This window comes from Pseudomonas sp. Pseu.R1 (assembly GCF_045764065.1).
GTDB lineage: Bacteria > Pseudomonadota > Gammaproteobacteria > Pseudomonadales > Pseudomonadaceae > Aquipseudomonas.
In genome coordinates, this window is sequence record NZ_JBJGEE020000001.1 from 1,608,395 (window position 1) to 1,621,876 (window position 13,482).

The 13,482-nt window shown below is 61.6% G+C and carries 6 protein-coding genes; 4 read left to right on the plus strand and 2 right to left on the minus strand.

What is annotated here, in order from left to right; translation table 11 throughout:
• Window positions 1–158 precede the first annotated feature (158 nt).
• The gene (recQ, locus tag ACI5GA_RS07605; RefSeq protein WP_421422423.1) at window positions 159–2,285 is read right to left on the minus strand and encodes a DNA helicase RecQ; all 2,127 of its coding nucleotides are present in this window, start codon (window positions 2,283–2,285) and stop codon (window positions 159–161) included.
• Between the two features lie 211 nt (window positions 2,286–2,496).
• Here recQ and ACI5GA_RS07610 point away from each other — a divergent pair, with 211 nt between their 5' ends.
• Together ACI5GA_RS07610 and ACI5GA_RS07615 are read left to right on the plus strand one after the other, a co-directional pair.
• The gene (locus ACI5GA_RS07610) at window positions 2,497–3,084 is read left to right on the plus strand and encodes a UPF0149 family protein (protein WP_400597151.1); all 588 of its coding nucleotides are present in this window, start codon (window positions 2,497–2,499) and stop codon (window positions 3,082–3,084) included.
• A 10-nt stretch (window positions 3,085–3,094) separates the two neighbouring features.
• On the plus strand, window positions 3,095–3,508 hold the full coding sequence (locus ACI5GA_RS07615) for a YbaN family protein (RefSeq protein ID WP_421422424.1): 414 nt from the start codon (window positions 3,095–3,097) through the stop codon (window positions 3,506–3,508).
• Window positions 3,509–3,705: 197 nt separating this feature from the next.
• Here ACI5GA_RS07615 and ACI5GA_RS07620 read toward each other — a convergent pair whose 3' ends face one another.
• Entirely contained in the window at window positions 3,706–9,444 is a 5,739-nt protein-coding gene (locus tag ACI5GA_RS07620; protein WP_421422425.1) for a retention module-containing protein, read from the minus strand.
• A gap of 419 nt (window positions 9,445–9,863) precedes the next feature.
• Here ACI5GA_RS07620 and ACI5GA_RS07625 point away from each other — a divergent pair, with 419 nt between their 5' ends.
• Window positions 9,864–11,219: a TolC family outer membrane protein gene (locus ACI5GA_RS07625; protein WP_404631454.1), complete on the plus strand. Its 1,356-nt coding sequence runs from the start codon at window positions 9,864–9,866 to the stop codon at window positions 11,217–11,219.
• A 105-nt stretch (window positions 11,220–11,324) separates the two neighbouring features.
• Entirely contained in the window at window positions 11,325–13,472 is a 2,148-nt protein-coding gene (locus tag ACI5GA_RS07630) for a type I secretion system permease/ATPase (RefSeq protein WP_404631739.1), read from the plus strand.
• Window positions 13,473–13,482 lie beyond the last annotated feature (10 nt).

The window sequence follows — 13,482 nt, forward strand, 5'->3', positions numbered from 1 at the left end:
GGATTGCGGCGGGTTTGGCGCGGTGTCGCTGCGGACGCATACCTGTAGGAGTGAGCTTGCTCGCGATAGCGGTGTGTCAGTCGCTAACGCAGGGCCAGACCAGACGCATCGCGAGCAAGCTCACTCCTACAGTTGGCGTTCGCAACTCAGGAGAATTGTTAAACCTCAAACTCAGACTGCAACGCCGCACGCACGCAATACAGCACACCCTCCGGCACTCGCCCGGCGAACATGCCTGCGATGGCGGAAACAGGGGGCAGTTCACCCTCGCCATCCAAAAACGCGTCCTGAATCTCGCCGAGCAGGTCTTCTGGCAGGTCCAGCGCTTGTTCCAGCGACAATTGCTGGTTGCCAATGGCCTCGGCCAGCATCGTATAGACGTTCTTTTCCGAACATTGCAACTGACCGGCGATCTGCGTCGGGGTCATGCCCGCGCGGGCCAGGCTGATCAGTTCATGACGGACATCGGCGACCGCGCGAGGCGCCGCTGCTCTGCCGCCAAGCACTTCGAGGAAGGCTTCACCATAACGCTCCAGCTTGCGCGCTCCGACACCACCGACGCGGGCCATTTCGACCATGGTGCCCGGCTGGCTGCGCAGCATTTCCAGCAGCGTCGAATCCGGGAAAATGACGTACGGCGGCACGCCATGCTCCTCGGCCAGCTTGCGACGCAGGGTACGCAAGGCTTCCCATTGCTCGCGCTCTTCACCACGGACCAACTGGCTCGCCGGGCTGCCCGACGCTTTCGGCGTGGTCTGAGGCTTGAGGTCCCGGCGCAATTGCAAGGTGACTTCGCCGCGCAGCAGCGGACGGCAGGAATCGCTCAAACGCAGGCCGCCGTAGCCTTCGAGGTCAGTGTCCGCCAGACCACGGGCCACCAATTGACGGAACAGCGAGCGCCATTCGTTCTCACTGCGGCCCTTGCCCACCCCAAACACGGCGAGCTTCTGATGACCGAAGCTCTGCACCTTGTCGTTTTCCTTGCCCAGCAACACGTCCACCAGGTGCCCGACGCCGTAACGCTGCCCGGTGCGATAAATTGCCGAGAGGGCCTGACGGGCGGGTTCGGTGGCGTCCCAGGTCTGTACGTCATCGACGCAGTTGTCGCAGTGGCCGCACGGATTGGGCATGTCTTCGTCGAAGTAGGCCAACAGGGCCTGACGCCGACAGCGGGTTTCTTCGCACAGCGACAACATGGCATCGAGCTTGTGTTGTTCGACGCGTTTGTGGCGCTCGTCACCTTCGGAGTTCTGCAGCATCTGCTTGAGCATGACCACGTCTTGCAGACCGTAGGCCATCCATGCATCGGCGGGCAGACCGTCGCGCCCTGCCCGGCCGGTTTCCTGGTAATAGGCTTCCAGCGACTTGGGCAGGTCCATGTGCGCGACGAACCGCACGTTGGGTTTGTCGATGCCCATGCCGAAGGCAATGGTGGCAACCATGATCAGCCCTTCCTCATTCAGGAAGCGGCGCTGGTTTTCGGCACGCACGTCGATGGGCAAGCCCGCGTGGTACGGTAATGCCGGATAGCCGTTGTCACTGAGGAAGGCGGCGGTTTCTTCGACTTTCTTGCGTGACAGGCAGTAAACGATCCCGGCGTCGCTGCGCCGCTCGGACAAAAACGCCAGCAACTGCTTGCGCGGCTGTTCCTTGGGCACGATGCGGTAAAAGATATTGGGCCGGTCGAAGCTCGACAGGAAGCGTTCGGCGTTCTGCAAATGCAGGCGCGTGACGATTTCTTCGCGGGTGCGTTTGTCAGCGGTGGCGGTCAGCGCAATGCGCGGGACGTCGGGAAACAGCTCGGCGAGTTGCCCCAATTGCAGATATTCCGGACGGAAATCATGACCCCATTGCGAAACGCAGTGAGCCTCGTCAATGGCGAACAGCGCGATCTTGAGGTTTTGCAAAAACGCCAGCATGCGTGGCTGCACCAGCCGCTCCGGCGCCAGATAGAGCATTTTCACTTCGCCCCGGCGAATCCGGTTGGCCAGATCACGCTGCTGATCGGGCGTGAGGGTCGAGTTCAAGGCCGCCGCCGCGACGCCCAGTTCATCGAGGGTTGCGACCTGATCGTCCATCAATGCAATCAGGGGCGACACAACCACCGCCAGACCGTCGCGCAACAGGCTGGGCACCTGAAAACACAGGGATTTACCGCCGCCGGTGGGCATCAGCACCAGGGCATCACCACCGCTGGCCACGCGCTCGATAATGGCACCCTGGCGACCACGGAAGCTGTCGTAGCCGAAGATGTCTTTAAGTACGCGTTGAGCCTGGTCGAGCATAGATACCCCGGATGGTGCCACTACAGCGGATAAACAACCGCTGTTGAAATCGCAAAGCGCGGCAGTATACCGGAGCGCTCGGACGGATAGGGCAACACCGACACCAGCGGTCGAAATTTGCAGGAATCCTGATTACATAAGCCTCTACGCTGGCATCTACGGCCCCCAGCGCCTAGAATTCAGCATCGTTTATTTCCAAGGTAGTCCTTCAATGTCCTTCGCTGAGCAATTACACCGCCTGCAAGCCTTCCTCGACGCCGATGAGCTGCATGACGAAGCGCTGGACTATGTAGCCGCCCATGGCTACCTGACCGCGCTGTCGATCTGTGCCGAAACCGTGCCGGATCGTGAGTGGATCGACGCGCTGTTCGCCGAGCCGCCGCACTACACCGACAAGGCTCAGCACGAAGAAATCGAATCGACGCTGGTCCAGCTCAAGGCCCACATTGCCCGTCAACTGGCCTCGGACGAAGAGTTCGAACTGCCGTGCGATCTGGATCTGGGCGACGAGCCGGACGATTCCGAACTGCGCGGCTGGTGCATCGGCTTCATGGAAGGCGTGTTCCTGCGTGAAGCGGCCTGGTTCGAGAACGACGAGGAAGAAGTCAGCGAAATGCTGTTGCCGATCATGGTCGGCTCCGGTCTGTTCGACGAGCAGCCTGAATTCGCCGACATCGCGGCGGATGCCAACCTGATGGACGACATGATCGTGCAGATCCCGGAAGCGCTGTCTGCGCTGTTCCTGCTGCTGCACGCACCGGATGAAAAACCGGCGATCCTCAAGCCTCGTCACCACTGAGTCGGCGCCTATGGCGCACGGTGGGTCTGGTGATTCAACACCCCGCACGAGTCGATCCCGGCTCGTACGGGTTCTTCTGCAAGGCATTGGCTGGCTGAGCATCGTGCTTGGCGTGATCGGGATTTTCCTGCCGGTGCTGCCTACCACCCCTTTTCTTCTCCTCGCGGCTGCCTGTTTCGCTCGCAGCTCGCCGCGCTTCTATCACTGGCTGGTCAACCACCCTCGTCTGGGGCCGTGGATTCGGGATTATCTGGACGGCAGCGGGATCCCGCTCAAGGGCAAGGTCTACGCCATCGGTCTGATGTGGGTCAGCATCGGTGTGTCCTGCTGGCTGGTGCCGTTGATCTGGGCGCGAGTATTCATGCTGGCCTCGGCCATTGGGGTAACGGTTTACATTCTGCGGCAGAAGACGCTGCGTACCTGAAGACTCTGATTTAACTGGCACCGCCAAATCCTGTAGAAGCGAATGTATTCGCGATGCAATCGTTTATCCGGCAGAGATGTGTCGGATGTACCGCCCTCTCGCGAATGCATTCGCTCCCACAGGGGGCCGTGTTTGCTGCACAACCGCGCCACAGCTACAAATGGTGCGGTGTTCAAGGCACACCGCAAGCCTTTCGGTTACACCGTATCCGTTTTCAGCGAGTGATCAGCCAGCATGCCGTTGATGATCGTCGCGGTGTCATGCCCGCTCGCAACCATGCCGCCCGCCCCCGTCGCGACGCCGTATTGCTGAGCCAGGTTCACACCCGCCAGATCGATGGTTTGCGTGGTCGCGCCCCCCGCCACACTGCTCACGTCGATGGTCGACACCAACGACGAACCACTGCCACTGACGCTGAAGTGCAGGAAGTTTTCCAGTGAATTGGCGTCACCATGCTCGCCCTGTAGCAGTTGCGACAGGTCGAGCTTGTCGATGCCAAAGCTGAAGTCAGTGATGGTGTCGTGACCCGTGTTGCCCGCCTGATAAAGGAAGGTGTCGTGCCCCTCGCCGCCGGTCAGTATGTTGTTGCCCGGTCCGCCGATCAGGATGTCGTCACCGGCCCCGCCATTGAGCACGTCATTGCCCAAACCACCATTGAGCACATTGTTGCCCTGATCACCGGTCAGGTGGTCGTTATAGTTCGAGCCGATCAGGTTCTGGATATTGACCAGCGTATCGATGCCCGCACCACCGGTATGTTGAGGCCCCAGCTCCGCCGTGCTCACGGTCACTCCCGCCGTCGCCAGCGAGTAGTTCGCGGTGTTGTTGCCCGCGCCACCGTCGAGCAAGTCATTGCCCGGACCGCTGAACAGCATGTCGTCGCCGTTGTCACCGAACAGTTCGTTGGTGCCAGGCCCCGCCACCAGCACGTCGTTGCCATCGCCGCCGTGCAGATGGCTGTCCGCCGCCCCCACCAGTACGTCATTTCCTGTCGTGCCCAGCACGGTGTGACCGTCCTGATGGGCGATGTTCACTGCCGCCGTGCTACTGCCGCCATGAGGGTCGGTGACGGTGTAAGTGCTGTGGACATCCGGCGTGGTGTTGACCGCTGCGTAGTCGATGGTGAGGTTCAGGTTGTAGTGCTCTTTGACGCCGGGATCAGCCTGGTTGACCACGATCAGCCGGTACACGCCGTCTTCGGTCGCGGTGAACGTGCCGCCGTCGGCAATGCCGTGATAGGCGCCGTCTTCGAACTTCCACGCCATGCCCAGCACGTCGTTGGTCAGGTTGTGATCAACGGTGACGGTTTCACCGGCCTTCAAATGCACGCTGTAAAGGTCCTGTGCATTGGTCGGTGAGCCGTTGACCGCACCGAGATAGCCACTGATCACTAGCATCGCCGTGGTGGCGGTGTTGTTGAAGAAGTCGCTGCGGTCCAGGTTTTTCAGTTGATTGACGGCTTTGTCCTGCGTTCCGGCGAACTGGAGGGTTTTGGCCGAGCCCGCCGTGAAGTCAGCGCCCTTGGCGGTCCAGCCAGTGGTGAAAGTGGTGGGTGAAGCCGTCAGCGCGCCGCCGTTTCCAGCGATGTCGTTGGCCGCCAGGGCCACGCCCGGTATGACGATGCTCGACCCGCTCAGGTTGGTGATCACGTTGTCGGCCACGGCAATCGGCGCCTCGTAGACCGGAGGCGGCACGATGTGCACGCTCAGGTTGGCCGACGCCAGGTCGCCGTCGTTGTCGCTGAGGACATAGTGGATGTTTTCGGTGACCTCATGACTCACCCCGACCGCAGGCGTGTAGCTGTAGTCGCCGGTGTTCATGTTGAGCACCAGGGTGCCGTGCTCACCGATCACGGTCAGCGTGTGGGTCTGGCTGTTGAAACTGCCGTGGTTGTCGCCGCCACTGCTGACGATGCCGCCCTGATGCTGATTGGCCTTCGGATCGTAGGTGTACGTGGTGCCATCGACGCTGATCGATTTGATGAAGCCCTGATCCGCGCCAAAGGTCCCGCCTTCCAGCAGGCTGCCATGAATTCCGCCCTGCACGGTGCCGCTCAGTACCACGTTCAACTGGCCCAGGTCGGTCACGATCATGGCATTGGTGTTGCTGCCCGTGGCGCCGTTGTACGCCACCGGGTTCAGGTAGGTGCTACTGACCTCGGTGCCCACACCAATGGCAATCGCATTGATGTGATGCGTGTCGAGGAAGGTGGTCCAGGCGTGCTCTTCAGCGGCATCGATGCCGTCGCCACGGGCCGGATTCGGCACATGATCAGGGTCGGAATGCTGTGGCGAGACGGTCGGATTGCCGTCCGAGAAGAAATACGCAAGGTTTTGCGCACCTGCAATGGCGCCCTTCTCGACGAACGCCTGTTGAGCCGCCGCCAGCGCCGCGTCGTAGTTGGTGCCGTTGCCCGCTTGCAGCGCATTGACCATGGCCTTGGCGGTGGCAACATCGACCCATTCGTTGCTGCCGATGTGCGCCTGGCTGTTGAACGTCACCAGTTGCACACGCACATCACCCAAGGCTTCGTACTTGTTCAGCAGTTCGAGGATCGCCTGTTTTTCCAACCCCAACCGGGATAGCCCGTTGACGCCCGACGGCTGGTTCATGCTGGCCGAGTTGTCGACGATCAGCATCAAATTGGTGTTCACGCCCTCGCTGGTCACGGTCTTGTCGATACAGGCGGCTTTCGGCTGATCGTCGACGATGTTGACCACCACCTGCGCCGTGGAGGAATGCCCCAAGGAATCGGTCACTGTGTAGGTGAAGGTGTCGTGGGTGATGTTCGGTCCGTCGTTGGCCGCTGGCGTGGTTTTCGGCGCCGAGGTCAGTGTGTAGGTGTAACTGCCGTCAGCGTTCATGTGCAGCAGGCCATATTGGCCCTGCGCGGTGCCATTGACGGCGCCGTTGACGCTGAACGTCAGCGCGCCATAGCCGCCATGGGCCGAGTCGGCCACCGTGCCGCTGCCGGTTTCATGGGTCGAAGACGGATGGCTTCCGGTGACGTTGCCGGGCGCCAGGTCCTTGCCGTCCTGGTGAGTATCGAGGGCGCTTTCCTTGACCGTGACGTCGTGGTCATCGCAGGCAACGGGCGGGCAAGGCGGCGCAACATTGACCGTCACCGTGGTGGTGCTGGTGTCGCCGTCGGCATCGCGGATGGTGTAGGTGAACACGTCCTGCTCACCGTTGGGGCCGACCAGCTCGGGGTTGCTGTGGTAGGTCGCATTGCCCTGACTGTCGACGATCAGCGTGCCGTACAAACCGGTGATCACCGTATTCAAGCCGCTAGTGACCGGCGTCGAGGTGTCGCCACCGGCTCGCACGCCGACGATCAGACCATTGGGGCCTGCGCCGTCCGCGCCGGCCGAGTCGTTGAGTAAAAGGTTGCCACTGACTTCACCACCCGCCGCCACGTTGCCGATGTCGCAATGGGCCTGTGGCGTGTCATCGAGGATCTTGACCACTACCGTGCCGTCGGCCACGTCGCCATCGTTGTCCACCGCATGCACGGGGATCGGGTCGTTGAGCGAGGTGCCATCGCCCTGATTGTGATTTTCCGCGTTGTTGAGCGTGTAGGTGTAGGTCACCTCGCCCGTGGCGGGGTTGTAATTGAGGATGGTCAGGGTGCTGCCCGATGGCAGCGTGGTCGATTGCGGGCCGGTGATCGCCACGCCATTTTCGATCACGTTGATGCCGCCGACGGTCAGCGTCTGCAGGCCGTCCGGCGCACCGATGGTGAGGGTGCCGGTCTGGGTCAGGGCATCGTGGTTCGGATGCGATCCACCCGGCAGATTGCCCTCGTCCACCGTGCAGTCACCGCCACCAATGGTCACGCCATCGTTGTGATAGACGTTGACCGTCACGGTGGTAGTGCTGGTATCGCCATCGGCATCGCGAATGGTGTAGGTGAACACGTCCTGCGCATCGCCGGTGCCACCTGAGTTGGGGTTGGCATGGTAGGAGGCGTTGCCGTCTGCGTCGACGATCAGGTTGCCGTACAGGCCCTGAATCACAGTGCCCACGCCTGTGGTCACGGGCGTAGATGTGTCACTGCCCGCACGCACGCCGACAATCAGACCGCCTGCGCCCGGACCATCAGCGCCCGCTGTATCGTTGGCCAGGATGTTGCCGCTGGTCTCGCCGCCTTCTTTGACGTAGCCGATGTCGGGGTTGGCGTGGGGCACGTCGTCGGTGACATGCACGTTGATGTTGCCATCTGCGGTGTCGCCGTCGTTATCCACAGCGTGGACAGCGATCTGCTCGTCGTTCACGGTGCCGTCGCCCTGGTTGTGGGTTTCGGCGCCATTGAGGGTGTAGCTGTAGGTCACTTCGCCCGTGGTCGGGTTGTAGCTGATGACCGTGAAGGTGCTGCCCGACGGCAGCGTGGTCGATTGCGGGCTGGTGATGGCCACGCCGTTCTCGATCACGTTGATGCCGCCGATGGTCAGGGTTTGCAGACCGTCCGGCGCAGTGATTTTGACCGTACTGGTCTGAGTCAACGCCGCTGCATCGGGGTCACTGCCGTAAGGCAGGTGCGACTCGCTGACCGTGCAATCGCTGCCGCCGATCGTCACGCCGTCGTTGTGGAACACATTGACCGTGATCGTGGTGGTGCTGGTGTCGCCATCGGCATCGCGGATGGTGTAGGTGAACACGTCCTGCGCATCGCCAGTGCCACCCGAATTCGGGTTGGCAACATATGAAGCATTGCCGCTGGCGTCGACAATCAGAGTGCCGTAGAGGCCCTGAATCACAGTGCCGACGCCTGTGGTCACGGGCGTAGATGTGTCACTGCCCGCACGCACGCCGACAATCAGACCGCCTGCGCCCGGACCATCAGCGCCCGCCGTATCGTTGGCCAAGATGTTGCCGCTGGTCTCGCCGCCTTCCTTGACGTAGCCGATGTCGGGGTTGGCGTGGGGCACGTCGTCGAGGACGTGTACGTTCACAGAACCATTGGCCACGTCACCGTCGCTGTCCACCGCATGTACGGCGATCTGCTCGTCGAGGGAGGTGCCGTCGCCCTGATTGTGGGTCTCGGGATTACTCAAGGTGTAGGTGTACGACACCTCTCCAGTGCTCGGGTTGTAGCCAACAATCGTCAGCGTGTTGCCCGATGGCAAAGTGATCGACTGCGGGAAGGTCGCCGCCGTGCCATTGGTCACGACGTCGATGCCACCGACGGTGAGGGTCTGCAGGCCATCCGGCGCACTGACCTTGATCACGCCACTCTGGGTCAGCGCTTCAGGGTTGGGGCTACTGCCATCGGGCAGATTGGCTTCGTTGACGGTCACACCGGTGGTGGTCAGCGTCACGCCGTTATTGACGGGTGGAGGTGGTGGTTCATCCGGAGGCGTCACAACAGGAGGTTCATCAGGCGGCACCACGACGGGCGGCAATGCTGCGTCAGGTGAGCCATTCACGAACAGGCCGATTTCCGGCTCGGGGATGATGAACGTCGGGCTGATGGGCCCCGTGGGAAAGCCGATCACCGGGGTCACCGAACCGCCGGTTTCGGTCAGTAACACGAAGGTGTGACCGCCGCCCAGCGCGGTGGGCGAGCCGCCTGGATTGGCGTTGCCTGCGGCCGGGGCGTCGGTGATCTGACTGGGGTCGGCGCCTGCGGCAATTGCTTTCTGAACCTGTTGCACGTCAGCCAGTTGCTGCTGACTCGGCGCCACGGCATCCGGCGTGTCCACATGGGTGGCGTGGTTGGCGAGGATCTGCGGCGTCAGCGGCATGCTGCTGTCGCGTCCCAGGGTCAGTTCTCCCCCCTGGGCCAGATGCACCGCGACGGCGCCGGTCGGTCCCGTTTCCAGTTGCTCCCCGGCGTACACCTTGCTCCCTTCGATGACCAGTCGTCGGGTGCCGTTGCTCGCCACCGCGAAGACGTCGCCCACCACCTGCTTAACCGTACCGATCAATCTGGCCATGTCCACTCCCTTGCTGCAAATACCGGATCAGAAAATGTTAAGAATCCAACAAAAACTGTTCAATCGGCGCACAGAAATGGTTTGGAGCTGGCATCAAACGACAATTTTATGTCGCTGAATTTTTTCAAGTTTTTTGCTCGAAAAACCACTTGATCGAACGCCGTCAAATTTCCGTTGAAACCCCCATAACAACCATAAGGCACCTGTAATACCTTGAATACAGGCAATTCCTGAAATCAACATTCGCTTGATTTGCGGAAATGGCATAAGTTTTTTTTGGAATAAGCGTTATGAAAAAAACGTCTGAGGTTTTCCAAAAGTTGTTCTTAGCTCTGATGTTACAAACCTGATACGGTCTTCATAGCTCGTTTCGCCGGTTTTTTGGCGCAGGTCACAATAAACATCCAGGGAGAAGTTCCATGCGCGATTTGACCCCGCTCTACAGTGCAGTTGTGTTGGCGGTTGCCTGCGCCCAGGCTCAAGCCATGTCACTGAATCAGGCGATTCAGAACACCATCGACAATCACCCGGAAATTCACGCCAACGTGAACAACCGATTGTCGGCAGACGAGGACGTTAAAGTCGCCAAGGGAGGCTATCTTCCGACCGTTGACCTGGTCGCCGCCTACGGGCGCGAGCACACTGACAGCCCCACCACACGGGCCTTCGGCAATCACAACGAAGAAACCCTGAACTACACCCAGTCCGAACTGCGCCTGCGGCAGATGCTGTTCGACGGCTTCAACACCCAGAACGAGGTCGGCCGCACTCAGGCGGTGGTCAACTCCCGGGCGTACTACCTGCGCGGCACCTCGGAAAGCCTCGCCCTGCGGGCCATCGAGGTGTACCTGGAAGTGCTCAAGCGCCGCGAACTGCTGGATCTGGCCAAGAACAACCTGCAAGCCCACCTGCGGATCAACGACCAGATCGGCCTGCGCGCCAATCGCGGCATCGGCAGTAACGCTGACAGCGATCAGTCCAAGGCCCGTCGCGCGCTGGCCGAAAACAACTTCTACACCGCCCAGGTCGATCTGGCTGACGCCGAAGCCAACTTTTTCAGCGCCGTGGGCAAGATGCCTGACGAGTTGGAAGCACCTGCCTCGATCAAGGGTGAAGTCCCCGCCAGCCTGAGCGACGCCCGGCAAAGCATGCTGGTGAACAACCCCTACCTCAAATCGGCCCAGGCCGACGTCAACGCCGCCGAGAAGCAATACGAAACCGCCAAGGCGCCGTTCTACCCTCGTTTCGACGGTGAGCTGGCGGTCGGTGCGAACAACAACATCGCCGGTGAAGAAGGCCACGACAACGAATGGCGTGCCGCTGTGGTGATGAATTACAACCTGTTCAACGGCAACCGCGACAAGGCCCGTCTGAACTCCGATGCGTACAAGACCGGCCAGGCCATGGACATCCGCAACAACGCGCTGCGCATGCTCAACGAGAACCTGTCGCTGGCCTGGAACGCGATGAACAACGCCCGTACCCAGACGCCAATCGCCCGTGAATACGCGGAGACCACCACCAAGGTTCGCGCCGCGTATCAGGACCAGTTCGGCCTCGGCCAGCGCACCCTGCTCGACCTGCTGGACAGCGAAAACGAGCTGTACAACGCCGCCCGCCGCTACACCGAACTGCGCTACACCGAGGAGTTCTCGATGTACCGCGTACTGGCCACCGAAGGCGAGTTGCTGAGCAAGGCGCATGTCGTGATGCCGAGCGCCGCTGTGGCCTTGACTGAAGTCAAAAGCGAAGCGCGTCTGCCGGAGTTGAAGTAGCCAGCACCCGCGGGGAGTACGCGGCGCCACTGAAATCGGGTCAGGCACCGCAGCGAAGAAGTGAAGTAGCAAGCGCGCGAGCGCTGGGAGAAGTCTGTGACCAGCATGGAATTACCGCCATTTGACCCACGTTCGAACTTCGACGACCCGCTGCTGGATGGCCTGCTCATCCTCTGCCGTCTCCACGATTGCAGCGCCAGCCGCACCAGCCTCAGCGCTGGCTTGCCACTGGCGCAACACTCACTGAGCGTCGATCTGTTGCCACGGGCTGCGGCCCGCGCCGGTTTGCAGGCCAGAATCCTGCGCCGCCCTCTCAATGCCATCGACGGCCTGAACCTGCCGGTGCTGTTGCTGCTCAAGGGCGGTCGCTGCGCCGTGTTGCTGCGCTGGGAAGCCGACGGCCGGGCGCTGATCCTGCCCAGCGAAGCCGATGGCGGCGAGCAACGCGTCGGTCGTGACGAACTGGACGCGCTCTACACCGGCCAAGCCTTGTTCGCCCGCCCCCGCCATGAGCTGGAAAACCTGCGTGCGCCGCTGGTGCCACGGGTCAATGCCTGGTTTCGCGACACCCTCAAGTTGTCGCGCTGGCTGTACAGCGACGCGATTCTCGCCAGCTTGCTGATCAACCTGCTGGGCCTGATGGTGCCGCTGTTCGTGATGCAAACCTACGACCGCGTGGTGCCCAATCAGGCGACCTCGACGTTGTGGGTATTGGCCATCGGACTGCTGATCGGCACCGGTTTCGAGCTGACCCTGCGTCTGGTGCGCGCCCACCTGCTGGATCAGGCCGGGAAAAAGACCGATGTGATCCTGTCCGCAACCCTGTTCGAGCGCATCACCGGCATGGCGATGAAGGCACGCCCGGCGACCATCGGCGGCTTTGCCCAGAGCATTCACGACTTTCAGGGCTTGCGGGAATTTCTCACCGCGGTGACCCTGACCAGCATCATCGACCTGCCTTTCGCCGTGCTGATGCTGGCGGTGATCGGCCTGCTCGGCGGCTGGCTGGTGGTGATTCCGCTGGTGGCGTTTCCGATCACCATTCTGTTCGCCTGGATCATCCAGATGCGCCTGCGCGACACCGTCGAGCGCAGCCTGGCACTAGGCGCCGAGCGTCAGGCGCTGCTGGTGGAAACCCTCGGCGGGCTGGAAACCCTGAAAGCCTGCGGTGCCGAGAGCGAACGTCAGCACAAGTGGGAATCGACCCACGGCGCTCTCACCCGCCTGGACAGCCACGCCCGCGACCTCTCAGCGCTGGCCAGCAACGGCACGCTGTTCATTCAACAGTTCTCGGGCATGGCGACCATCGTTGCCGGGGTCTACATCATCATCGCCGGGAACCTGAGCGTGGGCGCGCTGGTGGCCTGCTACATGCTCGGCAGCCGCGTGCTCGCGCCGCTGGGGCAGATCGCCGGTCTGATCACCCGCTATCAGCAAGCGCAACTGACGATGAAAAGCACCGATGCGCTGATGGCCCTGCCGCAAGAGCGCGACCCGGCCAAGCACCCGTTGCAGCAGACCCAGTTGAAGGGCGCCATCGAGGTGGTCAAAGCCAGCTTCGCTTATGCGGGGCCTGGCACCTTGGCAGCGTTGAATGAAGTCAGCATCAGCGTCAAACCGGGTGAGCGCATCGGCATCATCGGTCGCAGCGGTTCGGGCAAAAGCACCTTGGCGCGTTTGATGATGGGCTTCTATGCGCCGGACGAAGGTCAGTTGCTGCTGGACGGTCTGGATCTGCGTCAGGTCGACGTGGCCGACCTGCGCCAGCAAGTGGGCTATGTCGCTCATGACTTGCCATTGCTGGCGGGCAGCCTGCGCGACAACCTGACCCTCGGCGCCCGTTACGTCACCGATTCACGCATGCTCGAAGTCGCGGAACTGACGGGGGTCACCGACCTCGCTCGCAACCATCCGCTGGGCTTTGATCGCCCCGTGGGCGAACGCGGTCAATTGCTTTCCGGCGGTCAGCGTCAGGCCGTATTACTGGCCCGCGCGCTGCTGCTGGACCCACCGATCATGCTGCTGGACGAGCCCACCAGCCACATGGACAACAGCAGCGAAGACGCCTTGCGCATGAAGCTGTTTGACCGCATGCAAGGCAAGACGCTGCTGCTGGTTACCCATCGCATGTCGATGCTCAGCCTGGTGGACCGTTTGATCGTGCTGGACAACGGCAAGGTCGTCGCCGACGGTCCCAAAGAGCTGGTCGTCGAAGCACTGCGCAAGGGTCGCGTCGGCCCGGCCACGGTTTAAGGAGCGTTTC